At 71.2% G+C, this 26066-nt stretch carries 30 protein-coding genes and 1 tRNA gene; 20 read left to right on the forward strand and 11 right to left on the reverse strand.

The features are described from left to right. Positions 1–14: 14 nt before the first annotated feature. Both AB0E90_RS32625 and AB0E90_RS32630 read left to right on the forward strand, forming a co-directional pair. Positions 15–87 (forward strand) — tRNA-Glu (locus AB0E90_RS32625). Between the two features lie 202 nt (positions 88–289). Further along, complete coding sequence (locus AB0E90_RS32630) at positions 290–979, forward strand: N-acyl homoserine lactonase family protein (protein ID WP_360414595.1); 690 nt, start codon at positions 290–292, stop codon at positions 977–979. Here AB0E90_RS32630 and AB0E90_RS32635 read toward each other — a convergent pair. The 4 genes from AB0E90_RS32635 to AB0E90_RS32650 are packed head-to-tail and all read right to left on the reverse strand — an operon-like array spanning position 967 to position 5105. Beyond that, on the reverse strand, positions 967–1677 hold the full coding sequence (locus tag AB0E90_RS32635; RefSeq protein ID WP_360414598.1) for an MBL fold metallo-hydrolase: 711 nt from the start codon (positions 1675–1677) through the stop codon (positions 967–969). The genes AB0E90_RS32630 and AB0E90_RS32635 overlap by 13 nt on opposite strands. Next, a complete protein-coding gene (locus AB0E90_RS32640) occupies positions 1674–2462 on the reverse strand; it encodes an alpha/beta hydrolase (protein WP_360414601.1) in 789 nt (262 codons plus the stop codon). The genes AB0E90_RS32635 and AB0E90_RS32640 overlap by 4 nt, the downstream gene beginning before the upstream one ends. Positions 2463–2515: 53 nt before the next feature. After that, entirely contained in the window at positions 2516–4387 is a 1872-nt protein-coding gene (locus AB0E90_RS32645) for an AAA family ATPase (RefSeq protein ID WP_360414604.1), read from the reverse strand. Between the two features lie 31 nt (positions 4388–4418). Continuing rightward, positions 4419–5105, reverse strand: a complete 687-nt coding sequence (locus AB0E90_RS32650) for an IclR family transcriptional regulator (RefSeq protein ID WP_203724414.1) — start codon at positions 5103–5105, stop codon at positions 4419–4421. A gap of 49 nt (positions 5106–5154) precedes the next feature. Here AB0E90_RS32650 and leuC point away from each other — a divergent pair, with 49 nt between their 5' ends. The 4 genes from leuC to AB0E90_RS32670 all read left to right on the forward strand — a co-directional run bounded on the left by leuC (position 5155) and on the right by AB0E90_RS32670 (position 8734). Further along, positions 5155–6615 (forward strand): 3-isopropylmalate dehydratase large subunit, encoded by a 1461-nt coding sequence (gene leuC / locus AB0E90_RS32655; protein ID WP_360414608.1) that lies wholly within the window; start codon positions 5155–5157, stop codon positions 6613–6615. 13 nt (positions 6616–6628) lie between these two features. Beyond that, positions 6629–7216 (forward strand): 3-isopropylmalate dehydratase small subunit, encoded by a 588-nt coding sequence (gene leuD, locus AB0E90_RS32660; RefSeq protein WP_360414610.1) that lies wholly within the window; start codon positions 6629–6631, stop codon positions 7214–7216. Positions 7217–7391: 175 nt separating this feature from the next. Then, complete coding sequence (locus AB0E90_RS32665; protein WP_360414612.1) at positions 7392–8204, forward strand: HU family DNA-binding protein; 813 nt, start codon at positions 7392–7394, stop codon at positions 8202–8204. Positions 8205–8299: 95 nt separating this feature from the next. Continuing rightward, on the forward strand, positions 8300–8734 hold the full coding sequence (locus tag AB0E90_RS32670) for a hypothetical protein (RefSeq protein ID WP_360414614.1): 435 nt from the start codon (positions 8300–8302) through the stop codon (positions 8732–8734). On the opposite strand, the gene AB0E90_RS32675 is transcribed toward AB0E90_RS32670, so the two are convergent. Together AB0E90_RS32675 and AB0E90_RS32680 are read right to left on the reverse strand one after the other, a co-directional pair. Beyond that, positions 8691–9560: an NUDIX hydrolase gene (locus tag AB0E90_RS32675; RefSeq protein ID WP_360414616.1), complete on the reverse strand. Its 870-nt coding sequence runs from the start codon at positions 9558–9560 to the stop codon at positions 8691–8693. The genes AB0E90_RS32670 and AB0E90_RS32675 overlap by 44 nt on opposite strands. Then, the gene (locus AB0E90_RS32680) at positions 9560–11674 is read right to left on the reverse strand and encodes an RNA degradosome polyphosphate kinase (protein ID WP_360414618.1); all 2115 of its coding nucleotides are present in this window, start codon (positions 11672–11674) and stop codon (positions 9560–9562) included. The genes AB0E90_RS32675 and AB0E90_RS32680 overlap by 1 nt, the downstream gene beginning before the upstream one ends. A gap of 30 nt (positions 11675–11704) precedes the next feature. Between AB0E90_RS32680 and AB0E90_RS32685 the strand changes: the two genes are divergently transcribed. After that, on the forward strand, positions 11705–11875 hold the full coding sequence (locus AB0E90_RS32685; protein WP_360414620.1) for a hypothetical protein: 171 nt from the start codon (positions 11705–11707) through the stop codon (positions 11873–11875). A 22-nt stretch (positions 11876–11897) separates the two neighbouring features. Here AB0E90_RS32685 and AB0E90_RS32690 read toward each other — a convergent pair whose 3' ends face one another. Together AB0E90_RS32690 and cofC are read right to left on the reverse strand one after the other, a co-directional pair. Beyond that, positions 11898–12095 carry a cold-shock protein gene (locus AB0E90_RS32690; RefSeq protein WP_360414622.1) on the reverse strand — a complete coding sequence of 66 codons (198 nt, stop codon included), beginning with the start codon at positions 12093–12095 and terminating at the stop codon, positions 11898–11900. 19 nt (positions 12096–12114) lie between these two features. Next, entirely contained in the window at positions 12115–12759 is a 645-nt protein-coding gene (gene cofC / locus AB0E90_RS32695; RefSeq protein WP_360414624.1) for a 2-phospho-L-lactate guanylyltransferase, read from the reverse strand. 126 nt (positions 12760–12885) lie between these two features. Here cofC and AB0E90_RS32700 point away from each other — a divergent pair, with 126 nt between their 5' ends. The 10 genes from AB0E90_RS32700 (at position 12886) to AB0E90_RS32745 (ending at position 21938) form a co-directional block, all read left to right on the forward strand. Then, a complete protein-coding gene (locus AB0E90_RS32700) occupies positions 12886–13602 on the forward strand; it encodes a lysophospholipid acyltransferase family protein (protein WP_360414626.1) in 717 nt (238 codons plus the stop codon). Beyond that, entirely contained in the window at positions 13602–14597 is a 996-nt protein-coding gene (locus tag AB0E90_RS32705) for an NAD(P)H-dependent glycerol-3-phosphate dehydrogenase (protein ID WP_360414628.1), read from the forward strand. Before AB0E90_RS32700 ends, AB0E90_RS32705 begins: the two co-directional genes overlap by 1 nt. Next, a complete protein-coding gene (locus tag AB0E90_RS32710) occupies positions 14594–15697 on the forward strand; it encodes a cystathionine gamma-lyase (protein ID WP_360414629.1) in 1104 nt (367 codons plus the stop codon). The genes AB0E90_RS32705 and AB0E90_RS32710 overlap by 4 nt, the downstream gene beginning before the upstream one ends. Positions 15698–15723: 26 nt before the next feature. Further along, positions 15724–16080: a hypothetical protein gene (locus tag AB0E90_RS32715; protein ID WP_360414631.1), complete on the forward strand. Its 357-nt coding sequence runs from the start codon at positions 15724–15726 to the stop codon at positions 16078–16080. 84 nt (positions 16081–16164) lie between these two features. Then, complete coding sequence (locus tag AB0E90_RS32720; protein ID WP_360414633.1) at positions 16165–16518, forward strand: GntR family transcriptional regulator; 354 nt, start codon at positions 16165–16167, stop codon at positions 16516–16518. After that, positions 16515–17396 (forward strand): ABC transporter ATP-binding protein, encoded by an 882-nt coding sequence (locus AB0E90_RS32725; protein WP_360414635.1) that lies wholly within the window; start codon positions 16515–16517, stop codon positions 17394–17396. The genes AB0E90_RS32720 and AB0E90_RS32725 overlap by 4 nt, the downstream gene beginning before the upstream one ends. Next, positions 17393–18076: a hypothetical protein gene (locus AB0E90_RS32730; RefSeq protein WP_360414637.1), complete on the forward strand. Its 684-nt coding sequence runs from the start codon at positions 17393–17395 to the stop codon at positions 18074–18076. The genes AB0E90_RS32725 and AB0E90_RS32730 overlap by 4 nt, the downstream gene beginning before the upstream one ends. Positions 18077–18274: 198 nt before the next feature. Beyond that, a complete protein-coding gene (locus AB0E90_RS32735) occupies positions 18275–20068 on the forward strand; it encodes a phosphatidylglycerol lysyltransferase domain-containing protein (protein ID WP_360414639.1) in 1794 nt (597 codons plus the stop codon). Next, on the forward strand, positions 20065–20901 hold the full coding sequence (locus AB0E90_RS32740; protein ID WP_360414641.1) for a hypothetical protein: 837 nt from the start codon (positions 20065–20067) through the stop codon (positions 20899–20901). The genes AB0E90_RS32735 and AB0E90_RS32740 overlap by 4 nt, the downstream gene beginning before the upstream one ends. Next, positions 20898–21938 (forward strand): alpha/beta hydrolase-fold protein, encoded by a 1041-nt coding sequence (locus tag AB0E90_RS32745; protein ID WP_360414643.1) that lies wholly within the window; start codon positions 20898–20900, stop codon positions 21936–21938. Before AB0E90_RS32740 ends, AB0E90_RS32745 begins: the two co-directional genes overlap by 4 nt. On the opposite strand, the gene AB0E90_RS32750 is transcribed toward AB0E90_RS32745, so the two are convergent. Beyond that, positions 21935–22414, reverse strand: coding sequence for a hypothetical protein (locus AB0E90_RS32750; protein ID WP_360414645.1), 480 nt, complete (start codon positions 22412–22414; stop codon positions 21935–21937). The genes AB0E90_RS32745 and AB0E90_RS32750 overlap by 4 nt on opposite strands. A gap of 126 nt (positions 22415–22540) precedes the next feature. Between AB0E90_RS32750 and AB0E90_RS32755 the strand changes: the two genes are divergently transcribed. After that, the gene (locus tag AB0E90_RS32755; RefSeq protein WP_360414647.1) at positions 22541–23635 is read left to right on the forward strand and encodes a D-alanine--D-alanine ligase family protein; all 1095 of its coding nucleotides are present in this window, start codon (positions 22541–22543) and stop codon (positions 23633–23635) included. 11 nt (positions 23636–23646) lie between these two features. On the opposite strand, the gene AB0E90_RS32760 is transcribed toward AB0E90_RS32755, so the two are convergent. Together AB0E90_RS32760 and AB0E90_RS32765 are read right to left on the reverse strand one after the other, a co-directional pair. Further along, a complete protein-coding gene (locus tag AB0E90_RS32760; RefSeq protein ID WP_360414649.1) occupies positions 23647–24285 on the reverse strand; it encodes a DUF3515 family protein in 639 nt (212 codons plus the stop codon). A 2-nt stretch (positions 24286–24287) separates the two neighbouring features. Next, entirely contained in the window at positions 24288–24521 is a 234-nt protein-coding gene (locus AB0E90_RS32765; protein ID WP_360414651.1) for an Lrp/AsnC ligand binding domain-containing protein, read from the reverse strand. Positions 24522–24619: 98 nt separating this feature from the next. Between AB0E90_RS32765 and AB0E90_RS32770 the strand changes: the two genes are divergently transcribed. Then, complete coding sequence (locus AB0E90_RS32770; RefSeq protein WP_360414653.1) at positions 24620–25558, forward strand: thiamine-phosphate kinase; 939 nt, start codon at positions 24620–24622, stop codon at positions 25556–25558. Between the two features lie 14 nt (positions 25559–25572). Beyond that, a complete protein-coding gene (locus AB0E90_RS32775; RefSeq protein WP_360414655.1) occupies positions 25573–26031 on the forward strand; it encodes a GNAT family N-acetyltransferase in 459 nt (152 codons plus the stop codon). The last annotated feature ends 35 nt before the right edge of the window (positions 26032–26066 follow it).

Here is a 26066-nt window from a genome sequence, read left to right on the forward strand (position 1 = left end):
TAAAAGCAAGTCCTGGCCCCGTCGTCTAGCGGCCTAGGACGCCGCCCTCTCAAGGCGGTAGCGAGGGTTCGAATCCCTTCGGGGCTACATTCGCGGTTGAGGCCTGTCAGCAGAAAGCGCTGACAGGCCTCATTTCGTATATCTGCCCGGGGGCCGAGCCCCCGGACTCGCACGATGAGTGGTCGCTCGCACGATGAGTGGTCGCTCGCACGATGAGTGGTCGCTCGTGGGGCAGGTGTCGCCCCAAATTGCGCGGTTCGGCATCGATGGACTTCGGCATACTTACTCGATGGCAGACACCGTGGTCCGTCGAGTCGATCTCGGCTATTTCATCCGCCCCGCCGAGGAGACCGGCACGGGTCATCCCCGCGTCGAGCCCACCCTCGGTTACCTGATCGAGCACGCGCAGGGCAGCATCCTGGTCGACACCGGCATGGGCAGCCATCCCGAGGTCGACGCGTGGTACCGCCCGCGGCGCATCCCGCTGCCGACGGCGCTGGCCGCCGCCGGGGCGAAGATCGACGACGTCGGGTACGTGGTGAACTGCCATCTCCACTTCGACCACTGCGGCGGCAACCCGATCCTGGCCGGCCGCCCGGTCTTCACCCAGCGCACCGAGCTCGCCCTGGCCCGCACGACCGAGGACCACACGCTGCCGGAGCTGATCGACCACACCGGCGCCCACTACGAGGAGCTGGACGGCGAGGCGGAGATCCTGCCCGGCGTGATCATCCTGCCGACTCCCGGGCACACCGCGGGCCACCAGTCGGTGGTGGTGACCCGCCGCGACGGCACGGTCATCGTGGCCGGCCAGAGCCACGACAACGCTTCGCTCTACACCGGCGACGTGCTGTCGCAGCGGGCCGGCGTCGGCCACCACCCGGTCTGGCTGGACCGGCTGCTGGCCTACGACCCGAAGCAGGTCGTCTTCGCTCACGACAACGCGGTCTGGACTCCCTGCTCCAGTCAGGTGAGCTGACCCGCCGGGAACGCGGCCGCGATCTCGGCGCGCCCTTCGTGGAAGTGCGACCAGCCCTCGTAGTGCACCGGCACGATCTGCCGCGGCTTCAGGTGGGAGCACAGCCGCACCGCGTCCCGCCCGGTCATCGTGAACCGGGCGGGGCCGGTGAGCCCGAACTGCACCTTGCCCAGGTGCAGGACGGCGGTGTCCACATCGAAGCGGGACGCCACCTCCAGCAGGCCGGGGAAGACCACGGTGTCGCCGGAGATCCACACCACGGTGGACGATCCGGCCGGCCGCAGGGCGAAGCCGATGCTCGGGCCGATGATCGGGATCAGCGCGGCCGGGCCGTGCCGGGACGGCGTCGCGGTGATCTCGACACCCTTGATTTCCATGGTCTCCCACGGCCGGAGACCGTGCGCGTTGCCGCCCAGCCGCCGGGCCCCGGTCGCGGTGGTGACCACGATCGGGACCGACGGCAGGAGCTTGCGGCCCGCGTCGTCGAGATTGTCGGCGTGCTGGTCGTGGGTCAGGAGCACCGCGTCCAGCTCGCCGAGTTCGGCAACGCCGACGGAGGGGCCGGTGAGCTTGCGCGACGACGTGCCCCAGCCGAACGAATATCGCCGGCCCGGGGCGTCGAACGTCGGGTCCACCAGCAGCCGCAGCCCGTCGAGCTCCAGCAGCGCGGTCGGCCCGCCGATGTGGGTGATGTTCATTTCGCGTGCGCCAGCGCCCATTCGAGGACCTCGTCGGCGATCTGCTCCCAGCCCTTCTGAGCCGGCAGGAGGTGGGCGTATCCCTCGTACTCACGCCTCTCGGTGGTCGTTTTTGACTTGTAGTGCTTGCAGTTCGACTCCTGGATCGCCGGCGGCATGATGTGGTCCTCGGAGCCGGAGACGAACAGCAGCGGCGCCCGGTCGTCGTTGTGGTAATCGACCCAGGTGTCCTGGTGGCCGGGCTGGAAGTTGGCCAGCACCCCGCCCCAGAGAATGCCGCCGCTGGCCGGGATGTGATAGCGCTCGTAGAGCGCGCGGGCCTCGTCCTCGGTGAAGGTGTTGGTGAAGGCGTACTGCCATTCCTCGAAGCTCAGCCCGATCGCCTGGTGCCGGTTGGCCGGGCTCTTCAGGACCGGGAACGTCGACTTCAGCTGGGACAGCGGCACCGTCCGGACGCCCTCGGTGGGCGCCGAGTTCAGGGCCACGCCGGCCGCCCCGAAGCCGTGGTCGAGCAGCACCTGGGTGAAGGCGCCCCCGGCCGAGTGCCCGATGATGATCGGCGGCTCCGGCAGCGCCCGGATGGCTTCCTCGAAGTGCGCGATGATCTGTGGCACGGTGACGTTGACGATCGGCGTCGGGTCGGCGTTCAGCGCCTCCACCTCGACCTCGAAACCCGGGTAGGCCGGCGCGATCACCTGGTGACCCTTGGCCTCGAAGTGTGCTTTCCAGTGCTCCCAGCTGCGCGGAGTCACCCAGAATCCATGTACCAGAACGATCGGCTTCATGGCTCCGATCGTGGTGGGAGCGCGTCCATCCGCGCATCACGTGCGGCGCGTAGTCAGTCGTGCAAACTCGCGCGTAACTGCCGCCGCGACCGCACGCCGAGCTTCCGGTAGACCTTCCGCAGGTGGTAATCGACGGTGCTGGCGCTCAGATAGAGATGGGCCGCGATCTCGGCGTTGGTGCCGCCATCCCGGGCCAGGCGCGCCACGGCGGCCTCCTGCGGGGTCAAGGCCGTTTCGTCAGCCTTCGGTACGGGGGTCAGCACGCTCCCGCCCAGCGCGCGCAACTCCTTGCGGGTGCGTTCGGCGAACGCCTCGGCGCGTACCTCCTCGAACATCGCCAATGCCGTAGCGAGCTGCTCGCGGGCGTCCCGGCGGCGGCGCTGGCGGCGCAGCCACTCGCCGTAGAGCAGTCGCGCCCGGGCCAGATCGCCGTGCCCTAGCCCGCCGGCCAGGTGCTCGATCGCCCGCTGGTAATGCGTCTCCGCCTCGTCCGGGCCGGCCAGCAGCGCCCGGGAACGTTCCAGCAGGCCGGTGGCGCGCGTCGAGTCACAGACGCCGGCGGCCAGGGTCAGGTCGGCGAGCGCGAGCCGGGCGGTGGGCCGGTCGCCGCAGCGCAACGCGGCCTCGACCAGGTCGGGCAGCGCGCCGGCGTACCGCCGCGGACGACCGAGCTCGACCAGGTCGCACAGGGTGTCCCGGGCGGCCGAGTAACGGCTCTCGGCGTTGTCCAGGATCGCCAGGCTGAACCGGGTCCACCCGTGCAGGGCACCGAGGGTGAGCGTCTCGAAGACGGCGAGCGCGGCCGTCACCGACTCCCGGACGCCCGGCCCGGACCGCCAGGCGACCAGTTCCGGGTGGCGCCAGACCAGCTCCTGCTCGGCGGTCATCCCGATCGCCTGCCGCAGCCGTTGCCCGGCCAGCGCCCGGTGCGCGGCCTGGCGTTCGGCGAGCGTCGCGCCGCCGTAGACGGCCGATCGCACGAGCGGGTGCCGGAACGTTGCCGCGGGCAGCCCGGTGATCAGCCGGTCGGCCACCGCCGGGGTGGCGTCGGCCGGAACGGCGCCGAGCACCCGGCCCGCCGCCACGAGCTGGTCGGCGGTGCCGCCGGTGTTCGCCGCCGCGAGCAACAGCCAGGTGCGGGTGGCCGGGGGATAGGCGGCGACCCGGGCCGCGTAGTGCGCCTCGAGCCGGCTGCCGACCGGCACCGGGTCGGGCAGCGCGGCGCCCCCGCGCAGCTGCTCGGGGGTGAGCTCCTGGGCCAGATCGGTGAGTGCCAGCGGATTGCCGCCGGTGGCCCGGGCGATGCGCGCGGCCAGAGCCGGATCGACCGGGGTGGCCACCACGTCGGTCAGCAGCGCGGCGGCGGCCGGCGGCGCCAGGCCGGTGATCTGCCGCGACTCGACGCCGGCGAGCAGGCCCGGATCGTCGCCGTCGGCGCGCAGGCCGAACAACAGCACCACGCCCTCGGCGTGCAGGCGCCGGGCCACGAAGGCCAGCGCCCGCAACGATTCCCGGTCGAGCCACTGACAGTCGTCCACGAGGCAGACCTGAGGAGCCTGGCCGGGCAAACCCTGGGCCAGCAGGGTCAGCGTGGCCAGGCTCACCAGGTATAGGTCGGGTGGCGGGCCGTCGGCGAGGCCACAGGCGACTTCCAGGGCGGCGCGCTGGCCGGCCGGCAGCCGCTCCCGGCCGGGCAGCAGCGGGATCAGCAGGCGGTGCAGGGCCGCGTACGGGAAGTCGGCTTCGGACTCGACCCCACCGATACGCAATGCGCCTGGCACGGTGCCCGCGGCGTACGCAAGCAGCTCGGTCTTGCCGACGCCGGCCTCGCCGCGCAGCACCAAGCTTGCGCTGCGCCCAGCTCGCGCCTGCTCGAGGAGCGCATCGATGGACGCGCACTCCGCCTCGCGCCCGAAGAGTCGCACGCGGGCACTTTATCGGCCGGTTGTTACGTGGTCACAGCCCGGAAAGTCGTTGTCCGGCGCGGACGACGGCCATCGCGTGCCGCTCTCCGGGGCGGCGGCCGAGGCGTTCGATCGGACCGCTTATTGAAATTGAGGCGATCACCCGCCCGGTGCGGTCGCGGATCGGCGCGGAGACGCTGGCCACACCGGGCTCGCGCTCGGCGACGCTCTGCGCCCAGCCGCGGCGGCGCACCTCGGCGAGCGTGCGGCCGGTGAACTTGCAGCGGGGCAGCAGCGGCATGACCGCCTCGGGCGGTTCCCAGGCGAGCAGGATCTGGGCGGCGGAGCCGGCGGTCATCGGCAGCACCGAACCGACCGGCACGGTGTCACGAAGGCCACTCGCTCGTTCCGCGGCGGCAACACAGATACGCTCGTCGGCACGGCGCAGGTAAAGCTGCGCGCTCTCCCCGGTCGCGTCCCGCAATGCGGAAAGCAGGGGCTCGGCGGCGGTCAGCAGAACGTCCGGCGCGGCGTTCGCCAGCTCGCCCAGACGGGGGCCCGGACGCCAGCGCCCCTGGGTGTCCCGGACCAGCATCCGGTGGATCTCCAGGGCCTGGGCCAGGCGATGTGCAGTCGCCCGGGGAAGCTTCGTTCGGTCGACGAGTTCGGCCAGACTGGCGCCGTCGACACACGCCGCCAGGATGACTACCGCCTTGTCGAGAACGCCGACACCGCTCATACTGTGTCCCACAAGCCGAAACATACCTCCCAGAATTTAGGATGTCCAGATGGTGGGAGTCACTCCGAAGCCGAGGGTCTTGGCGGAAAAAGTGTGGGACGACCACGTCGTCCGCTCCGCCGACGGTGAGCCCGATCTGCTCTTCATCGACCTGCACCTGCTGCACGAGGTGACGAGCCCGCAGGCCTTCGACGGCCTCCGGCTGGCCGGGCGCCCGGTTCGACGCACCGATTTGACGCTGGCGACCGAGGATCACAACACCCCGACCGGGTATGACGATCCCTCGTTCAACGCCAAGCGCGGCGAGCTCTTCACGATCGTCGACACGGTGTCCCGCACGCAGATCGAGACGCTGCGCAAGAACTGCGCCGAGTTCGGCGTGGAGATCCGCCCGCTCGGCGACGTCAACCAGGGCATCGTGCACGTGATCGGCCCGCAGCTCGGCCTGACCCAGCCCGGCCTCACGATCGTCTGTGGTGACTCGCACACCGCCACCCACGGCGCGTTCGGCGCGCTGGCCTTCGGCATCGGCACCAGCGAGGTCGAGCACGTGCTCGCCACCCAGACGCTGCCGCAGGCCAAGCCCAAGACGATGGCCGTGACCGTGGTCGGCGAGCTGCAGCCCGGCGTCTCCGCGAAAGACCTGATCCTCGCGCTCATCACGCAGACCGGCACCGGCGGCGGCAACGGCCACATCGTCGAATACCGCGGCGAGGCCATCCGCAAGCTCTCCATGGAGGGCCGGATGACCATCTGCAACATGAGCATCGAGTGGGGCGCCAAGGCCGGCATGATCGCGCCGGACGAGACCACTTTCGCCTACCTGAAGGGCCGCGAGCGTGCGCCCCAGGGCCAGGCGTGGGACGACGCCGTGGCGTACTGGCAGACCCTCGCCACCGATGAGGACGCCGAGTTCGACACCGAGATCATCCTGGATGCCTCCGCGGTCAGCCCGTTCATCACCTGGGGCACGAACCCGGGCCAGGGCGCGGCGCTGGACAGCGTGGTGCCCGACCCCGACGAGTTCATCGAGGAGACCGACCGCAACGCCGCCCGCCGGGCCCTGGCATACATGGACCTGGCGCCCGGCACCCCGTTCCGGGAGGTCCCGGTCGACGTGGTCTTCGTCGGCTCCTGCACCAACGGCCGGCTCGAGGACCTGCGCGCCGCGGCCGACGTGCTGCGCGGCCACAAGGTGCACGACGACGTCCGGATGATGATCGTCCCGGGCTCCTACCAGGTGCGTGAGGCGGCCGAGGCCGAGGGCCTCGACAAGGTCTTCACCGAGGCTGGGGCCGAGTGGCGCTTCGCCGGCTGTTCGATGTGTCTCGGCATGAACCCCGACACGCTCAGCCCCGGCCAGCGCGCCGCCTCGACGTCCAACCGCAACTTCGAGGGCCGGCAGGGCAAGGGCGGGCGTACGCACCTGGTCTCCCCGCAGGTCGCCGCCGCTACCGCCGTGGTGGGCCGCCTGGCCGCCCCCGCCGACCTGTCCTCCGCCGGCCTGTGACTGGAGTTTCACGATGGACAAATTTGTGACCCACAGCGGCAAGGTCATGCCGCTGCGCCGTTCTGATGTGGACACCGACCAGATCATCCCCGCCGTCTACCTGAAGCGGGTCACCCGGACCGGCTTCGAGGACGGCCTGTTCAGCGCCTGGCGCGAGGACCCGACGTTCGTGCTGCACAATCCGGCCCACGCCGGGGCCACGATCCTGGTGGCCGGCCCCAACTTCGGCACCGGCTCGTCCCGCCAGCACGCGGTCTGGGCGCTGCGGGACTGGGGCTTCAAGGTGGTCATCGCCTCCCGGTTCGGCGACATCTTCCGTGGCAACGCCCTCAAGGAGGGCCTGCTGCCGGTCCAGCTCGACCAGAAGGCCATCGAGGCCATCTGGGACCTGGCCGACAGCGAGCCGGATAAAGAGATCACGGTGGACCTGGGCTCTCGTCAGGTGCGCGTGGACGACGCTTCCTGGTCCTTCCCGATCGACGATTTCAGTCGCTGGCGCCTCATGGAAGGCCTCGACGACATCGGACTGACGCTGCGCCACGAGGAATCGATCACGGCGTACGAGAAGCAACGACCCAACTTCAAACCGGTCGTTGCCTAGGCGCAATTCGCTGTCTCCTCACGGAATTTCGCCCTCACCGGGTCCCCGGTGAGGGCGAATTCGTTGCAACACAAGGGTTTTTTTGCCACGAATGTTTGTGTCTGCTGGTCAGAGGGCATACGGTGCGCGCAGAATGGCTCGCATTGGGCCAGTTGTTTCGCTTGGGAGGAAAACCGTGAACAAGGCCGAGCTCATCGAGGCGCTCGCCGCCCGACTCGGAGACCGGAAGACGGCGACGGCCGCACTGGACGCGGTCATCAGCGAAGTCGAGAACGCCGTCACCAAGGGCGACAAGGTCGCGATCACCGGGTTCGGGTCTTTCGAGAAGCGGGTTCGTAATGCGCGTACCGCGCGCAATCCGAGGACCGGCGAAGCGGTGAAAGTGAAGAAGACATCGGTGCCCGCGTTCCGGCCCGGCACCGCTTTCCGGGACATGGTCGCCAGCGGAAAGGCCGCCAAGGCGGCCGCCCCCGCGAAGAAGGCCACGGCGACAGCGGCCAAGGCGGCGCCGGCTTCTAAGGCGGCGCCCGCTTCGAAGGCGGCACCCGCTTCGAAGGCGGCACCGGCCAAGAAGGCGGCCACCACCACCAAGGCCACCGCCACCAAGGCGACGGCTACGAAGGCGACCGCCACCAAGGCCGCCGCCACCAAGGCGGCGCCGGCCACCAAGGCGACCACCGCGACCAAGGCCACCGCGGCCAAGAAGACCGCGGCGACCAAGGTGGCACCGGCCAAGAAGACGGCCACCGCCACCAAGACCGCGCCCGCCAAGAAGGCCGCCACCAAGACGGCGCCGGCCACCAAGGCAACCACCGCCACCGCGGCCAAGAAGACCGCGGCGACCAAGGCCGCGCCGGCCAAGAAGACGGCCACCGCGACCAAGACGACGGCGGCGGCCAAGAAGACCACCGCCCGCAAGACCACGTCGGCAGCAGCCAGCACGCCGGCCCGTTCGCGGGCCACGGCCACTACGCGCAAGACCCGCTGACCGGCACCTAGAACGCAGCGAAAGGCGTCCACCCGATCGGTGGACGCCTTTCGTGTGTCCGAGCGCGGGACGGCCCCGACGCCTACGGTCCGGGCATGGAGCACCGAGCGATGCCACGGGGGCTGGTCAGCCGGTCGCTGATCGCCGCCCTGCTGTTCGCGGTCGCCGTCGTGCCGGGATGGACGCTCGGCAACCTCGCCGAGGACTGGACCGGCAACGGATTGCTCGACTGGCTGGTCACCTGCGCCTGGTGCGGCCTCGCCGTGCGGGTGCTGGCGCCGGCGGTGTCCTACCGGGCACGGGACGGCTGGCTGGGCGCGATCCCGCTGTACGGCATCTACCTCACCTGCGTGCTCAGTTGGCGGGTGGCGTACCTGCCGTTCCGGGACTGGGAGCCCCGCCCGGACGAACTGACCCGGGCCCGCTGGCTCACCGGCGACCACCTCGGCCTGTGGCGGGCCGACACCGTGCCCGCCCGCCGCGCGGTCACAGCCGAGACGCGTCCAGCAGCCGGTCCCCGGACCAGGTGAGCAGCCAGGCTTCACCCTTGGCCGTCTTGTAGGGCGCCGGGTCGGCCTCGTCGTGCAGGGTGGCCAGCATCGTCGGCATCACCTTGCCCTGGCTGCAGATTACCGGCACGCTGCCCGGGCGCAGCTCGAGCAGGCGCTGGGCGCCCAGTTTCGCCTTGGCCGGCGCCTCGTCCGGGTCGGCCGGCTCGGCGAACGCGCCGTCCTGCACGATCGGCACGCCGCCCAGCAGCGCGGCGAGCGGCTCGAGGGTCTGCTTGCAGCGCAACGGGGTGGCCGCGATGAGCCGTTCCGGCTTGAGCAGCGCCAGCACGGCGCCGATCCGCTCGGCGTCGGCGCGGCCCTGCTCGTCGATCGGCCGCAGCGCGTCGTTGCCCTTCCACGCCTTGCGCTCACCGGCGTGCGCGTGCCGCACCAGCCCGGCCACCGCGGTCACCGGCGGCAGCTTCGCGACGTGGTCGAGCACCTCGCGCTCGTCGGCGTAACTGACTCGTTCGCGGGCCTCGGCCAGGGGCAGCCAGACCAGTTCGTCGACCTCGGCCGTGTCCTGCACCGGGCCGTCGCCGGCCGCCCGCATCAGCCAGTAGTCGACCGTCTTGGGCTTTCCGCTGGGCAGGTCGTAGGAGACGGTCGGCAACCGCAGCTGCGGCACACCGGCGCAGCCGGTCTCCTCGGTCACCTCGCGGACCGCGGCGGCCAGCGGGTGCTCGCCGTCGTCCAGCTTGCCCTTGGGCAGCGCCCAGTCGTCGTAGCGGGGCCGGTGGACGAGACAGATCTCGCCGCTCTCCCGGTAGAGAACACCGCCCGCGGCCAGTTCCAGATCGGGCATCAGGCGGTCTTGCCGATGATCCGGCGCAGGAGGGCTTCCTGCAGGTGCAGGTGCGGCTCCGAGGCGCTGAGCGGGCGGCGGTGCCAGGTGCCGTCGCCGGCCAGGTCCCAGCCCTCGCTCTGGTCGCTCATCGACAGCTCGAGGACCCGGCACAGGTCGCGCTGGGCCGACGGCAGCGTCACCCGGACCAGAGCCTCGACCCGGCGGTCCAGGTTGCGGTGCATCAGGTCGGCCGAGCCGATCCAATATTCGGCGTCCTCGCCGGGGCCGAACCGGAACACCCGGGAGTGCTCCAGGAACCGGCCGACGATCGAGCGAACGCGGATGTTGTCGGAGAGGCCGGGAACGCCGGGGCGCAGCGCGCACATCCCCCGGATGATCAGGTCGACCTTCACGCCGACCTGCGAGGCGCGGTAGAGCGCGTCGATCGTCTCCTCGTCGACCAGCGAGTTCACCTTGAACTGGACCAGCGACTCGCCGCCCGCCCGCGCGATCTCGGCCTGCTGCTCGATCCGCTCGATCAGGCCGGAGCGCACGCCGTGCGGCGCCACCAGCAGACGGCGGAACGACCGCTGCCGGCTGTACCCGGTGAGCACGTTGAACAGGTCGGTGACGTCCGCGCCCACCTCGGGATCGGCGGTCAGCATGCCGAAATCCTCATACAGCCGGGCGGTTTTGGGGTGGTAGTTGCCCGTGCCGATGTGGCAGTACCGCCGGATCTGGTTGCCCTCCTGGCGTACCACCAAAGCCGTTTTGCAGTGGGTTTTCAGGCCGACCAGGCCGTAGACGACATGGCAGCCGGCCCGTTCCAGGGTGCGCGCCCAGGCGATGTTGGCCACCTCGTCGAAGCGCGCCTTCACCTCGACCAGCACGACCACCTGCTTGCCGGCGGCGGCCGCGTCGACCAGCGCGTCCACTATCGGGGAGTCGCCGCTGGTGCGGTACAGCGTCTGCTTGATAGCCAGCACGTTCGGGTCGGCGGCGGCCTGCTCGATGAAGCGCTGCACGCTCGTCGAGAACGAGTGGTACGGGTGGTGGACCAGGATGTCGCTCTCCCGCAGCCGGTTGAACACGCTGCGCGGCACCTCGCCGTCGGCCAGCTGCGGGTGGGTGGCCGGCACGAACGGGCGGTCCTTCAGGTCGTCGCGATCGCACTCGCCGAACACCTGCCACAGCGACGACAGGTCGAGCAGGCCGGGCACCCGGAGCACGCCCTGGCTGTCCATGTCGAGCTCGCGGACCAGGGTGTCGAGCACGTGGTCGCTGATCGAGGCGGCCACCTCGAGGCGCACCGGCGGGCCGAGCCGGCGCTGCGCGAGCTCGCGCTCGAGCGCCTGCAGCAGGTCTTCGTCGCGGTCCTCGTCGACTTCCAGCTCGGCGTTGCGGGTCACCCGGAACAGATGCCACTCCTGGATCTGCATGCCGGAGAACAGCTGGTCGAGGTGGACCGCGATGAGCTCCTCGACCGGCAGGAAACGCACGCCGCGGCTGTCGTTCTGCACCGTCACGAAGCGCGGCACGTTGTTCGGCACCTTGATCCGGGCGAACAGCTCGGACGCGCCGCCGTCCGGCTCACGCAGAACCACGGCCAAATTCAAGGACCGGCTGGAGATGTACGGGAACGGGTGCGCCGGGTCGACCGCGAGTGGAGTCAGCACCGGGAAGACCTGCTCCCGGAAGTACGTGCGCAGGCGCTCCCGTTCGGCCGGGCCGAGCTCGCCCCAGCTGACCAGCTCGATCCCCTCGGCGGAGAGCTTGGCCCGCACCTCGTCGGCGAAGCAGGCGGCGTGCCGGGTGACCAGGTCGGTGGCCCGCTGGCTGATCATCTCGAGCTGGTTGCGCAGCGAGCTGCGGTCGCCGCCGCGCATCGGCAGGCCGGCGCTCAGCCGTCGCTTCAGCCCGGCGACCCGGACCATGTAGAACTCGTCCAGGTTGCTGGCGAAGATGGCCAGGAACTTGGCCCGCTCCAGCAGCGGGGTGCCCGGGTCCTCGGCGAGCGCCAGCACCCGCGCGTTGAAGTCGAGCCAGGACAGCTCGCGGTTGAGGAATCGGTCCTCGGGCAGCTCGGGAGCGCCGTCCGTCTCGAATGCCTCGTCGCCTGCCGGCTCCGTCACGTTGGGCTCCAAGTCGTCGGGGCTGGGCAGTTGCTCATCGCCTCGGGGCAGTTGTTCATCGCCTCGGGCAAGGTGTTCATCGCTTCCGAGAAGTTCATCGCCTCGGGGAAGGAAGCGGCCGTTCGGGCCACGCCGACGGGTTTCGGGGATCCGGGGCGAGGTTTGCATCGCCCCATCATTGCGGGTTCTGGTGAAACGTGAAACGAACTACCGCTTGATCAACTCAGCCGATTCCGGGAATGGTGACCCGGGACACAGCGCCGGTAGGCTCGGTGTCGATGTTGACTCGCTGCCCCAGACGCAGCAGCCGCAAACCTGACCGGTCGAAGGCAGCCGAATCAAAGGCCAGCTCATCACCGGTGTCGAGGAGAAGGGTGCCGCTGCGGGTCGCGGGGTCGAAGGTCGCGATGGTGCCCTGCATGCCCTGAACGCTACCGGGTTCAGGCGGCGGGGACGCAGCTCACCGTGAGTCCGAGATCACGCAACAGCTCACAGGTGTGCCGACCGGCCCCCAGAGCGAGCACCTGGCGCAGGTCAGCCGGGGTGTCGACGTCTTGCCGCAGGCCCGGCCACGCACCGGCCAGCGCGGTCGCCCCGGAGGCCGCGTGCGCCGCCGCCGAGCCCGGGCCGAAGCGCGGATCGAGCGGCTCGCCCGGCCCGGCCGCCAGCAGGACGGTGCCGGTGCCGGCGGCGTCGGCCACGAAACTTCTCTTCGTCACCAGGCTCAGCGCCTCGTCGAGCTGCTCGGGCCGCAGCGCCGGCAGGTCCCCGGCGAGCACCGCACGGAACCGGCTGAGCCCGGCGATCTCGTCGGCGCCGTGCCGCATCGCCGCGTTCAGCTCGGCGGCCGGTGTGTCCGGCACCACCTTCGCCCCGAGCTCGCCCACCGCGGCCGCCACCACGGTGTCGTCGGTCACCACGATCAGCTCGGCCACCGCCGTGCCGGCCAGCACCGCCGACACCGTGTCGCGGACCATCGCCAGCGCCAGCTCACCGTGCCGGGGGGCGGGCACCGCGCCACGCAGCCGGCTCTTCGCCGCACTCAGCCGCTTGACGGGGATCACCGCCGTCCAGTCGCGCACCATGGTCCAAGTCTGCCAGCGGCCCCGCTGCCGACCCCTGCCTGGTCCCGCGGCCCGCGAGCAGGCATGATTCGTCCGAGGTATGGGGAACCGCGGTGGGGACACGCCGCGGATAAGGCAGGAGGGGCCGTGGCTCGGCGCAAGCTGGGATTCTGGCGGCGGTTCGCGGCTGGGTTGTGCATCCCGGTGCTGAAGGTCTGGACCAAGCGGGCCTGGACCGGGATGGAGAACATCCCGCGGACCGGCGGCGTCATCATCGTGCCCAACCATGTGTCGCACTTCGACCCACTGGTGGTGGGTTACTACATTTTCGGCGCCGGTCGCTGGCCACGCTTCCTCGGCAAGGCGAGCCTGTGGCGGGTGCCGGTGATGGGCCCGTTCCTGCGCAAGGTCCAGCAGATCCCGGTCGAACGCGGCAGTGTGGAAGCGGTGAAGTCGCTCGACGTCCTGATCGACGCCCTGCACCAGGGCGGCGTGGTGGTGATCTATCCGGAGGGCACCACCACGAAAGACCCGAACCTGTGGCCGATGCGGGGCAAGACCGGCGCGGCCCGGCTGGCGCTGGTCACCGGCGCGCCCGTGGTGCCGGTGGCGAACTGGGGAGCTGAGCGGATCTTCGACCCGCGTACCAACCGGTTGAGCCTGCGACCGCGCACCCCGGTGACCGTCACCGCCGGCAAGCCGATCGACCTCTCCGCGTGGATGGGCGCGGCGCCCAGCCGGAGCATCCTCGACCAGATGACCGAGCACATCATGCTCGAGATCCAGCACCTGGTGGCCGGTCTGCGCGACGAGCCGGAGCCGGCCGGCCTCTATGAGCGCCCGAGCAAGCGAGCTGGTGCCTGATGGGCCGCGCCACTGTTCTCGGTTCCGGCGCCTGGGGCACCGCCTTCGCCAAGATGCTGGCCGAGGCGGGCAGCGACGTGACCATCTGGGCCCGGCGCGAGTCGGTCGCCGCCGAGATCCGGGAGGGGCACGTCAACGAGGGCGCACTGCCCTCGATCAAGCTGCCCAAGGAGATCGACGCCACCAGCGACCTCGCCGAGGCGCTCGACGGCTCGTCGCTGATCGCCATCGCGGTGCCGTCCCAGACGTTGCGCGGCAACCTCGCCGAGTGGGCCGGCCACTTCGCGCCCGACGCGACCCTGGTCTCGCTGATGAAGGGCATCGAGCTCGGCACCACCAAGCGGATGAGCCAGGTCATCGTGGAGACCGCGCGCGTCGACGCCGACCGGGTCGTGGTCGTCTCCGGCCCCAACCTGGCCCCGGAGATCGCCGCCGAGCAGCCCGCGGCGACCGTGGTGGCCGGCACCGACCCGGCCCGTTGCCGGGCCGTCCAGCAGGCCATCGCGCTGCCCTACATTCGGCCCTACACGAGCGAGGATGTGATCGGCTGCGAGATGGGTGGCGCCGTGAAGAACGTCATCGCGCTCGCCTACGGCATGACCATCGCGATGGGCCTGGGCGACAACACCCGGGCCTCGCTGATCACCCGGGGGCTCGCCGAGACCGCCCGGCTCGGCGTGGCGCTCGGCGCCGACCCGCTCACCTTCGCCGGCCTGGCCGGTCTGGGCGACCTCGTCGCCACCTGTTCGTCGCCGCTGTCCCGCAACCGCACGTTCGGCGAGCAGCTGGGCCGGGGCAAGACGCTCGAAGAGGCGCAGAAGGCCGCCCGGCAGACCGCCGAGGGCGTGAAGAGCTGCCTGGCGATCCGCGACCTGGCCCGGTCGGCCGGCGTCGAGATGCCGATCACCGAACAGGTCGAGCGGGTCTGCCACGAGGGCGCCGACCCGCGCGTCGCGGTCCGCATGTTGATGGGACGGGAGATCAAGCCGGAATGAGCCACTCCGACGGAACCAGGTCCGTGCACGCGGGACTGCCCGAGAAGCCTTCCGTCGGCGAGCCGTTCCTGCCCGGACCGGTCTTCGCCGCGCCGTTCCACCTCGACCCGGCCGCCGGCCCCGGCGAGAACGACTATGCCCGTACCCAGCACCCCACCCGGCGCGCGCTGGAGTCGGCGATCGGGCAGCTGGAGGGCGGCCCGACGCTGGTCTTCGCGAGCGGGCAGGCGGCGATCACCGCGCTGCTGCTCTCGGTGCTGCGCCCCGGCGACACGGTGGCGCTGCCCGCCGACGGATACTTCACGGTCCGCGCCTTCGCCGAGGGAACCCTTCGCGAGCTGGGCGTTTTTGTAATTTTGGTGCCGACCGTCGGTCCATATCCAAACTTTTCGGGTGTACGGCTTGTGCTGCTCGAGTCGCCCGCCAACCCCGGCCTGGACGTCTGCGACATCAAGGCCCTGGCCGCTCTCGCCCACGAGGCGGGGGCCATCGTGGCCGTCGACAACACCACCGCCACGCCGCTCGGGCAGAACCCGCTCGCCCTCGGCGCCGACGTCGTGGTCGCCTCCGGCACCAAGGCGCTGACCGGCCACTCCGACGTCCTGCTGGGTTACGTGTCCAGCAACGACGACGCGCTGCTCGGCAAGGTGGAGACCTGGCGCAAGCAGACCGGCGCGGTGCCGGGCGCGTTCGACTGCTGGCTGGCGCACCGCTCGATCGCCACCCTCGACCTGCGACTGGGCCGGCAGACCGCCAACGCGGCCGCGATCGCCGCGCTGCTCGCCGCCCGGCCCGACGTGACCGGGGTGCGCTGGCCGGGGCTCGAGTCCGACCCGTCCTACGCGGTGGCGCGGGCCCAGATGCGGCGCATTCCCGGCGTCGTCTCGTTCGACCTGGGCTCGGCCGAGCGGGTGGCGCGCTTCCTGACCGCGGCGTCCCTGGTCTTCGCGGCGACCTCGTTCGGCGGGGTGCACACCTCGGCCGACCGGCGGGCGCAGTGGGGCGACGACACCGCGCCCGGGTTCGTGCGGCTGTCCTGCGGCATCGAGGACACCGCGGATCTTCTGGCGGACCTCACGGCGGCGCTCCACGAGGCCTGACGCCCCTCTTCGGTAGCGTGCCCGGCATGGACAGCTTCTCCTTCTCCGGCGACGAGGTCGCGGCGCTGACGCAGGGCGAGAGCTTCTTCGTGGCGCCGGGGGAGCGGGTCTGTCCCGCGTGCGGCGAGCGCCGGCTCCGGGCGTACGTGAACAGCCCGGTGAATGCCCGCCGCCCGACGCTGGTCAGTTACGTCTGGTGCGCCGCCTGCCGCAAGTTCGTCGGGACCCGGGCCAAGCACCCGGCCGGCCTGATCTTCTCCGACCCGCTGGCTCTGCTGAGCACCGCCGAGCGGCGCGAGCTGGAGCGCAGCCTGGTCGGCTTCCTCGCGCACCTCGATCAGTTGTGGGACTCCGGGGTGCTGCCGCAGTCCTTCGCCGCCTGACGTGTTTCTGGCCTTGCGTCTTCTTGCGCGTTGGTTCTATGGTTCGTTGCATGAGTAATGAACCGCAGAACTAGGGAGGCTCCGGTGTTCGACGACCGCAGCCCGATCTATCTGCAGATCGCCGACGGCATCAAGAACGACGTCTTGAGCGGCACCCTCAAGGAGGACGAGCAGGTCATGTCCACCAACCAATACGCGGCGTTCTACCGGATCAATCCGGCCACCGCGGCCAAGGGCTTCGCCCAACTGGTCGAGGAGGGTGTGCTCTACAAGAGGCGCGGGATCGGCATGTTCGTCAGCCCCGACGCGCGGGAAAAACTGCGGGCCGGCCGGCGCGAGCGGTTCTTCACCGAGGTGGTCGACCCGATGCTGGCCGAGGCGAAACGCGTCGGCATCGGCGTCGACGAGATCATCAGGCATCTGGGCGGCGCGCGATGATCGAGTTGCGCGACGTGACGGTGCGGTACGGCTCGACGGTCGCCGTCGACAACGTGAGCCTCGATCTGCCGACCGGCAAGATCTACGGCCTGCTCGGGCGCAACGGCTCGGGCAAGACCAGCCTGCTCAGCGTCCTCGCGTCCTACCGTCGCCCGAGTGCCGGCACGGTCCGGTTCGACGGCGCCGACGCCTTCGAGAACCCGGCCGTGATGCGGCAGACCTGCTTCATCCGCGACACCATCGACGCCAACGACTCCGACCGGACCCGCGCGGTGCTCCGCTTCGCCGGCTGGATGCGCCCGGGCTGGGACGCCGACTACGCGGCCCGCCTGACCGATCTGTTCGAGCTCGACCCGCGCAAGCGCATCTCGGCGCTTTCCCGGGGTCAGCGGTCCGCGCTCGGCGTGGTGCTCGGCCTCGCCGCCCGGGCGCCGCTGACCATTCTCGACGAGACATACCTGGGCATGGACGCGGTCGCCCGCGGCAACTTCTACCGCGAGCTGCTCGCCGACTACCTCGCCCACCCGCGCACGGTCATCCTGTCCACCCACCTCATCGAGGAGGTCGCCGACCTGTTCGAGCGGGTCGTCATCCTCGACCGGGGGCGGGTGCTGCTGCACGAGGAGACCGACGAGTTGCGCGGCCGCGGCATCACCGTGACCGGTCCGGTTGCGGCGGTTGACGCCTTCGCCGGCGGGCGCACCGTGCTCGGCGAGCAGAGCCTCGGTGGCGTGCGCGCGGTGACGCTCGACTGGCGGCCCGAGCCGGCCGACGTGGCTCGCGGCGAGGCGGCCGGGCTCACCTTCGGCCCGGTCGGCATCCAGGACCTCTTCGTCCATCTCACGTCACCGTCGCAGCGGCTGGAGGCCGTCCGATGAGCGTCTACCGCGCTCTGTTCCGGGTCTACCGGCCGATCATCATCCCGTTCGCGGCGATCCTCGTCACCTTCGACCTGATCGTGACCGCCCTGATCGTCTACGGCGCCGGCCACCTCGGTTTCAGCATGTGGCTGGTGCTGGCCGGCAACGCCGCAAAATATTGGCTGCTGGTCGTCGGCATCATGCTCGTCGTCATGCAGCTGCGCCAGTTCGTGGCGAACGGCGCCACCCGCCACGAGTTCCTCGCCGGGTTCGCGGTCTTCGGCCTGATCGTCGCGGCCGGCTTCGCCGCGGTCGTGGTGCTCGGCCACGGCCTGGAGAGCCTGGTGCTCGGCGCGGCCGGCCGGCGCGGCGTCGGTTATCCGACTCTGTCGGCGACCGGTCTGCTCGGCGAGTTCGGTCAGGTGTTGCCCGAGGCGCTGGGATACCTGATCTCCGGCGCCCTGATCGCAGCCGGCTTCTACCGCTGGCGGCCGTGGATCGGCCTGGTCGTGATGCTCGGCGGCGCGGTGCCGCTGGCGGTGGCCGACAGCCTGCTCGGCGTCGACGAGTTCGGCAACGCGAGGGCCCACCTGCCCTTTCTCGCGGCGCTGGCGCTCTCCCTGCTGGCCACGGCGCTCGCCGGATGGGCGTTCCACCGGGTGATCAGCGACGTCCCGATAAGACGCACGAGCGGGTAACCCGAGCCCGGCTCGCCTCGGCTGAATGGCCGGGTCGTGCGCCCACATCCCTGACCAAGGGCGGATGGTCCGCGGCGTCACCACCGCGCAGGATCGCCTTGGCCGTGTCTTGCATCGGCAAGCCATGCTGCTTCACAGGGAACCGAAAGGAAACGCACAGAGATGTCGACGGGGCAGCTGTCAAGGTCGGTGGTGAACGTGTCCGGGGAAAGCCGCGACGAGGAGACGGAAGGGCTCGCCCGGTGGGTGCGGCCACCATCGTCGCGGCGCACGGTGGCGCGGCTGGTCCAGTTCGTGGGTCTGATCGACGCCGTGTTCTGCGTCCTGGCGCCGCGCCACCACCAGTTCGCGTTGCTCGCCGACATGGTGCCGACCGCCGGAATGCTCACCGCCCGGGTCGCCACCGGCGTGGTCGGTGTCCTCCTGATCTACCTGGGCGCCGGCCTGCGCCGCGGCAAGCGCCGGGCCTGGCAGCTCGCGCTCGTGCTGTCTCTCGTCGGCATCGCGCTGCACCTGGTCAAAGGCGGCCTGGCGCCGACCGTCTTCGCCGGCGTGATCGCCGCGCTGCTGGTGGCCAAACGCGACGAGTTCACCGCCGACGGCGACCCGCGCAACCGCTGGCGGGCGGCCCGGGCCTGCGCGACGTTCCTCGGCGCCGGCTTCGTGCTCGGCTTCGCCGAGATCGCCGTGCGGGTCAATCGGCTCGACGGCCGTCCCGGCGTGCTGAGCTGGGCCGCGCACGCCGCCCTCGGCCTCATCGGGGTCACCGGCCCGGTCCGCTTCCAATACCCACTCGGCTCGCTGACCGTGACGGTCACCACCGGCGCGTTCGGACTGCTGGGCTGCGGTCTCGGCGGGCTCCTGCTGCTGCGCCCGAGCAGCGGCCGGCGCCGGGCCGACGAGGACGACGACCACGCCCGGTTGCGCGAGATGCTCGACCGCGGCGGTGACGCCGACTCGCTCGGATACTTCGCGTTGCGCAGCGACAAGCAGCTCGTCTGGGCGCCGTCCGGCCGGGCCGCGGTGGCCTACCGCGTGGTCAACGGCGTCAGCCTGGCCTCGGGCGACCCGCTCGGCCTGCCCTCCGAGTGGCCCCGCGCCATCGGCCGATGGCTGGCCGACTGCGCCCGGCACGGGTGGACGCCGGCCGTGCTGGCCTGCGGCACCGCCGGCGGCCGTGCCTACCAGAAATTCGGCCTCGACGTCATCGAGCTGGGTGACGAGGCGATCGTCGACGTCGCCGAGTTCTCGCTGCAGGGCCGGTCGATGCGCGGGGTCCGGCAGGCGGTCGGCCGGATGCGCCGCTCCGGTTACTCGTGCCAGGTCGTCCGGCAGCGCGATCTCGCTCCGGAGGCGCTCGCCGAGGCGGTGGCCTGCGCCGACACGTTGCGCGACGGCAAGGTCGAGCGTGGCTTCTCGATGGCGTTGTCCCGCATCGGCGACCCGGACGACGGCGAGTGCCTGCTCGTGCTCTGCCGCGACGAGGAGGGCGCCCTGCGCGGTCTGCTGCAGTTCGTGCCGTGGGGCCGGCGTGGACTGTCGCTCGACCTCATGCGCGGCGACCGCACCGCCCCGAACGGCCTCACCGAACTGATGATCGTCTCGGCGATCGAGGCGGCGGCCGAGGCCGGTGTCGAGCGCATCTCGCTGAACTTCGCGGTGCTGCGGTCGGTGTTCGCCCGCGCCGAGGAACTGGGCGCCGGGCCGGTCACCCGGCTCTGGTGCGGCGTCCTGCGGTCGGCCTCGCGGATGTGGCAGATCGAGTCGCTCTACCGGGCCAACGCGAAATACCAGCCCGCCTGGCAGCCGCGCTTCCTGTGCTTCCCGTCGGCCCGCGACCTGCCACGCATCGCGGTCGCCGCGCTCAGCGCCGAGTCGTTCCTGCCGCTGGGCGCCCGGCCCGCGCCACCCGCGCCACCCGCGCCGCCGGCGCCACCCGCGCCGCCGGCGCCACCCGCGCCACCCGCAGCTGTTGCCGGGCCGGCCGCGTGAGTCTGACCGGCCTGCCACTGATCCTTCTCACCTGGGCCCTGGCGATCGCCGCGGTGGTCGCCACCGTGCGCTGGTGGCGGCCCGCCGGCCGGTCCCGGGTGCTGGTGCGCGTCGCCGGGCTGGTCGCGATCGAGGTGCTGGTGGTGGCGGGCGTCGGACTGATCGTCAACCGCGAGGACAGCTTCTACCCGTCCTGGCAGGCGCTGGGCGGCGGGCCGAATGTCGTCGAGGTCGCCTCCGCGCGGGCCGGCCGGCTCGATGACACGCTCGACTCGCACGGCGCGGTCGCCTGGTCGCCGCCGGCTGCCGAGGCCTGGCATCTCGCCGGCGCGCCGCGCCTGATCGTGCCGGCGGAATACGCGTCGCAGGCCGACCGAACCTTCCCGATCGTCGTGGTGCTGACCGCGGCGACTGATGTGCCAGCCGCCGCCGGAGCGGTCACCGTCGTCGTGCATCCGTCCGTCGAGACGGCCGCAAGCGCCCTGTCGACTCTGCCCGAAAGCCTCGGCGAGGATGCCCGAGTCACCGGCCGGATGGCGATCCTGGCCGACCCGGAGTGGATGGGGCTGGCGCACGGGTGGCCGGGGCATCCGCCGGTCATCGCCGGACACGCCCCGGCCGCGTTTGCCCAAGCCGACCGCGACCTGCCCGCGCCCCTCGCCGCCCCGGAGAACCTGCCGTCGCTCGCTGCCCCGCTGAGGCCTTCGTCGCCGGGGTCTCCGTCACTCGGGTCTCCGTCGCCGGGGTCCCGGTCGCTCGGTTCTCCGTCGCTCGGGTCTCCGTCGCTCGGTTCTTCGGCGTTCGGTTCTTCCTCGCTCGGGTCTTCGTGGTGAGCATCGACGGAACGTGGACGCTGGTCCTGGGGCTGCTCGTCGTGCTGGCGTTCACCGTCGGGACGGCGTTGTTCTGGGATCGCACCCGGGTGCTCGGCCGGACCGGTCTGATCGTCCTGGTAGTCGTCGGCGTCGCGTCGACGGCGGCGATCGAGGTCAACCGTCTCACCGAGACGTACCCCAGCTGGAGTGCGCTCACCGGCGACGAGGACCGGCCCCCGCCGCCGACCGGCCTGCTGGCTGGCGCCTCCCCGGCGTTGCCGGGCAAAGGCCGCCTCGTGACCTATCAGGTGCCCGGCCCGGCCAGCGGCATGGACATGCCGATGAGCGTCTACCTGCCCGCGGCTTATTTCGCGCCGGACGGCAGGGGGCTCGACTTCCCGGTGATCGAGGCGCTGCACGGCTACCCGGGCACGCCGCAGTCCTGGATCAAGCGGCTCGACATCGTCGGCCGGCTCGACCAGGAGATCGCGGCCGGGCGGATGGCGCCGACCGTGGTGCTGCTGCCGTTCCAGACGCCGAACCGGCTGCTCGACACCGAGTGCACCGACATGGCCGGTGGGCCGCGGTCCGAGACGTACCTGACCCGGGATGTTCCGGACTGGGCCCGCGCTCACCTGCGGGTGCGCCGCGACCGCGCGGCCTGGGCGTTGACCGGCTATTCGGCAGGCGCGTTCTGCGCGATGAACCTGCTGCTCAGGCACCCGGACCAATACACCGCGGCGGCGAGCCTGTCCGGTTACGCCGACCCGGGCATCAAGGTCGGCGACCACAGTGAGAAGACCACCAACAACATCGCCTGGCGGCTGACCCACCTGCCGATCCCGGCGGCGGCGCTGTGGATCGGCTGGGCCGACGACGACGTCGACGCCCGCGACGGCTCCCGCCGTGTTGCCGAGCTGGCGAAGCCCCCGCTGACGGTGGTCACCGCGGTCGTCCCGCGGGGCGGCCACAGCCACGCGGTCTGGCGGCAGATGGAGGGCCCGGCCTTCGACTGGCTGTCGGCCCAGTTGGCGCGGCCGGCGCCGCAGGTCTAGTGCTGGAGATGGGCAGTGCGGTGGACGCTCAGCTCGTACAGCCAATCTCGGGTGACCGGCATCTCCGAGCCGCCGGCGACCCGGCGCAGGGCCTCGCCCGGCGCGATGCCGAGAAGCACCAGCGTCGTGCAGGCCAGTAGCGTGGACCGGCCGACCCCGCCGAAGCACTGCGTCGCCACGAACCGGCCGGACTGCACATGGGCGGCCAGCCGGCTGGCCAGGACCACGACCCGAGCCGCCTCCTCGCGCAGGGCGCCCGCGTCGGCGGCGGGGAATGCGACGAAGTCCACACCGAGCGCGGCGGCGGTCGACGCGGTGCCGGCCAGGCCCATCCGCTGCTGCTCGATCGCGGTCAGCGCGGACACGAGCACGGTGACGCCGGTGTCGGCGAGAGCGCTCAGCTCGTCGGCCTCCCAGCCGTCCGCGCGGGGGTGCGCAATCGTCGCCAGCTGGCCGGAACCCCGTCCGGCGATCACATGGAGTGATGCTTTCATTGACCCGCAGTTCCCTCGTCCCGTGGCGGCGGCCGGGTGATCCCGTGAGTGGCTTACGCAGAGTAGGGTCACCCCCGGCATGCCCGCTAGCAGGAAGCAGCGAGAAAAGTGACGACTCCTCGGAAAACCCGCGTCGCGATCGTGTTCGGTGGTCGTAGCACCGAGCACGGCATCTCGTGCGTGAGCGCCGGGAGCATCCTCGGCGCGCTCGACCCCGACCAGTACGAGGCGGTCCCGGTCGGCATCACCCGCGACGGTGCCTGGGTCCTGCCCGCCGGCGACCCGGCCGATCTGGCCATCACCGACCGGCGGCTGCCCGAGATCACCGCCGCCAGCGGCAACGCCGTGGTGCTCGCCGCCGACCCGACCGCCACCGAGCTGATCGTGCGCGAGCCGGGCGAGGGTCTCTCCTCGCTGGCCGGCGTCGACGTGGTCTTCCCGGTGCTGCACGGCGCCTACGGCGAGGACGGCACCATCCAGGGCATGCTCGAGATGGCCGGAATTCCGTACGTGGGCGCGAACGTGTTCGCCAGCGCCGCGGCCATGGACAAGGAATTCACCAAGAAGCTGGCGATCGTCGAGGGCATCCCGGTCGGGCCCTACGCGGTGCTCCGGGCCGGGGCCGAGCTGTCCGAGGCGGACAAGGAGCGGTTGGGCCTGCCGGTCTTCGTGAAGCCGTCGCGGGCCGGCTCGTCGCACGGCATCACCAAGGTGACCGACTGGGCCGACCTCGACACGGCCGTCGCCACCGCCCGGCAGATCGACCCGAAGGTGCTGGTCGAGGCCGCGATCGTGGGCCGCGAGATCGAGTGCGGGGTGCTCGAGGGCGAGGCCGGTGGTGCGCCCGAGTCGTCGCTGCTCGCCGAGATCCACGTCGGTGACAGCGACTGGTACGACTTCGAGACGAAATACCTCGAGGGCAGCCGTTACGACATCCCGGCCGAGCTGCCGCCCGTCGTGACCGCGCAGGTTCAGGAGTACGCCCGGCGCACGTTCACCGCGCTCGACTGCGCCGGCCTGGCCCGGGTCGACTTCTTCGTCACGGCCGACCACCAGATCTACCTCAACGAGATCAACACGATGCCCGGCATGACGCCGACCTCGATGTTCCCGCTGATGTGGGCGGCCACCGGCCTGGAATACCCCAAGGTCGTCGACCGGCTGATCCGCACGGCGCTACGCCGGGGGACCGGGCTGCACTAAAGCCGGCTCAGCTACTGAGTGCAGCCCGACGGGACACCCTTCGTGGTCGACTTCACGGTCTTGACCACGGCGTCGGAGAACTCGTTCGCCCACTGCGCCGTCTGCTGATAGCTGCCCGGCACCGTCACCTGCACCGCGACCGCACGGTCCATGGTGGTGAACACGTCGGCCGCCGGGCCGTCGGCGCCCCACCAGCAGACGCCGTTCATCTTGTACATCGTGGCGTCCAGCGGAACGCAGCCGGCGTGCCCGCCGTCCACCCGCTCGCACATCGTCGGCTGGGTGATCCCGCAGGCCACCGTGATCGGCGGCTCGCCGTAGGCGGCGTTCTGCTCCGGGCCGGCACTGACCTTACGGGCCGGCAGGTCGCGCACCGCCACCGGCAGTTGTGACGTCACCGCGAGGCAGACCTGGGTCGTCGCGGCGTCCAGCCGGGGCGCGACCATCTGCACCGGCGTCGACGGCGCCGACGCCTGCACGGTCGCCGACGGGGCCGCCTTGACCTCCGCGTCGTGCGGCGCGACCTTCCAGAACGCGACGAGACCCGCCAGCAGCGCGACCGGCACGGCGATCGCGGTCGCCCAGATGGCGGCATTCCGCGTCGTCGCGTCCGGCGTCTTCCGCTCGGGCGGTGTCTCTACGTCGACCATGCTCAGAGGTTTACCACGGAGCAGGTGAGGGTCCGCATGATGCCCGAGACGTTCTGGACCTGGCTCACAATCAGCCCGCCCAGGTCGTCGACCGTGTGTGCCTCGGCCAGAACGACCACGTCATACGGCCCCGTGACGGCATCCACCCGAATGACTCCGGGGATTTTGCCGATCGCGGCGGCCACGTCATGGGCCTTTCCGACCTCTGTTTGGATCAGGATGTATGCCTGGACCACGATCCGCTCCCATCCGCCGCCAGCCGTAACTCGAACGTGAAACTACCGTAAGAATCCACGCGGCTGCGCGGCGCCACCGGCACGGAAAGGCTGCTTACGTGAGCATTGCCGACATCGGCGAGTTCGGGTTGATCTCCCGGGTCGTCGCACGGCTCGAAACTGGGCCCCAGGTTTTGCTCGGACCGGGCGACGACGGAGCTGTCGTCGCCGCCCCCGACGGCCGGGTGGTGGCCTCCACCGACGTGCTCGTCGAGGGTCGCCACTTCCGCCGCGACTGGTGCACCGCCACCGACATCGGCCATCGCGCCGCCGCCGCCAACCTGGCCGACATCGCCGCGATGGGGGCCACGCCGACCGCGCTGCTGGTGGCGTTCTGCGCGCCTCCTGACCTGGACGCCTCCTGGGCCGAGGAGCTCGCCTCCGGCCTGTCGGCCGAGGCCGCGCTGATCGGGGCGAGCGTCGTGGGCGGGGACATGTCGTCGAGCCCGACCCTCACCATCGCGGTCACGGCGCTGGGCGACCTGGGCGGTCGGCCTCCGGTGGTGCGTGGCGGGGCGCAGCCGGGCGACATCGTCGCTCTGGCCGGGCGTACGGGGCACGCCGCGGCCGGCTACACCATTCTTTCCCGAGGATTCCGTACGCCGAAAGCGCTGGTCGAGGCGTACCGCCGGCCCGAGGTGCCGTATGCCGCCGGACCGCTCGCGGCCCAGCACGGCGCCACCGCGATGATCGACGTCTCGGACGGCCTCCTGCAGGACCTCGGTCACATCGCCACCGCGAGTCTCGCCGCCATCGACGTGCGCACCGACGCGTTCACGGTGCCCGACCAGATGCGCGACGCGGCGGCGGCACTCGGCGTCGACCCGTTCCACTGGCTGCTCGCCGGGGGCGAGGACCACGCGCTCACCGCGACGTTCCCACCCGGCGTGCCCCTGCCCGAGGGCTGGCGCGAGATCGGCCGGGTGTACGACGGCTCCGGTATCACGGTCGACAGCAAGCCCTGGTCCGGGGCCATGGGCTGGGACCACTTCCGCTGATTAGTCTTTTGGGCGTGCGCGAGATCAAGATCAAGAAGGCGGATTTCGGCGAGCCGGCGGTCCGCGCCCTGCTCGTCGACGTCCTCGACGAGCTGTCCGAACGGTATGGCGGCAGTGGCGACGACACCCCGATCGCCGACGACGACTTCACCGCGCCGAAGGGCGCGTTCTTCGTGGCCGAGGACGGCTCCGGTCTGGTGGGCTGCGCCGGGTGGCGGCGGCACGGCGACGACGCCGAGCTGAAGCGGATGTTCACCGCGAAGTCGACCCGTGGCCAGGGGCTGGGCCGGCGGATGCTCGCCACGATCGAGGACTCGGCCCGGCAGGCCGGCTGCGCCCGGTTGATCCTGGAGACCGGCGACCGGCAGCCCGAGGCGATCAGCCTGTACGAGTCGGCCGGCTACCTGCGGATCGCCGACTTCGGCTACTACGCGGGCGAGAGCGGCGTCCTGTCGTACGCCAAAAAGCTCTGACCGCACACACAAAGAGCCGCCGGGCCAATGGCCCG

This window comes from Actinoplanes sp. NPDC026619 (assembly GCF_040638295.1).
GTDB lineage: Bacteria > Actinomycetota > Actinomycetes > Mycobacteriales > Micromonosporaceae > Actinoplanes.

Coding starts and splice junctions, on each gene's coding strand:
- AB0E90_RS32630 (WP_360414595.1), top strand. CDS start 290: ATGGCAGACACCGTGGTCCGTCGAGTCGATCTCGGCTATTTCATCCGC.
- AB0E90_RS32635 (WP_360414598.1), bottom strand. CDS start 1,677: ATGAACATCACCCACATCGGCGGGCCGACCGCGCTGCTGGAGCTCGAC.
- AB0E90_RS32640 (WP_360414601.1), bottom strand. CDS start 2,462: ATGAAGCCGATCGTTCTGGTACATGGATTCTGGGTGACTCCGCGCAGC.
- AB0E90_RS32650 (WP_203724414.1), bottom strand. CDS start 5,105: ATGAGCGGTGTCGGCGTTCTCGACAAGGCGGTAGTCATCCTGGCGGCG.
- leuC (WP_360414608.1), top strand. CDS start 5,155: ATGGTGGGAGTCACTCCGAAGCCGAGGGTCTTGGCGGAAAAAGTGTGG.
- leuD (WP_360414610.1), top strand. CDS start 6,629: ATGGACAAATTTGTGACCCACAGCGGCAAGGTCATGCCGCTGCGCCGT.
- AB0E90_RS32670 (WP_360414614.1), top strand. CDS start 8,300: ATGGAGCACCGAGCGATGCCACGGGGGCTGGTCAGCCGGTCGCTGATC.
- AB0E90_RS32675 (WP_360414616.1), bottom strand. CDS start 9,560: ATGCCCGATCTGGAACTGGCCGCGGGCGGTGTTCTCTACCGGGAGAGC.
- AB0E90_RS32690 (WP_360414622.1), bottom strand. CDS start 12,095: ATGCAGGGCACCATCGCGACCTTCGACCCCGCGACCCGCAGCGGCACC.
- cofC (WP_360414624.1), bottom strand. CDS start 12,759: ATGGTGCGCGACTGGACGGCGGTGATCCCCGTCAAGCGGCTGAGTGCG.
- AB0E90_RS32705 (WP_360414628.1), top strand. CDS start 13,602: ATGGGCCGCGCCACTGTTCTCGGTTCCGGCGCCTGGGGCACCGCCTTC.
- AB0E90_RS32710 (WP_360414629.1), top strand. CDS start 14,594: ATGAGCCACTCCGACGGAACCAGGTCCGTGCACGCGGGACTGCCCGAG.
- AB0E90_RS32715 (WP_360414631.1), top strand. CDS start 15,724: ATGGACAGCTTCTCCTTCTCCGGCGACGAGGTCGCGGCGCTGACGCAG.
- AB0E90_RS32725 (WP_360414635.1), top strand. CDS start 16,515: ATGATCGAGTTGCGCGACGTGACGGTGCGGTACGGCTCGACGGTCGCC.
- AB0E90_RS32730 (WP_360414637.1), top strand. CDS start 17,393: ATGAGCGTCTACCGCGCTCTGTTCCGGGTCTACCGGCCGATCATCATC.
- AB0E90_RS32760 (WP_360414649.1), bottom strand. CDS start 24,285: ATGGTCGACGTAGAGACACCGCCCGAGCGGAAGACGCCGGACGCGACG.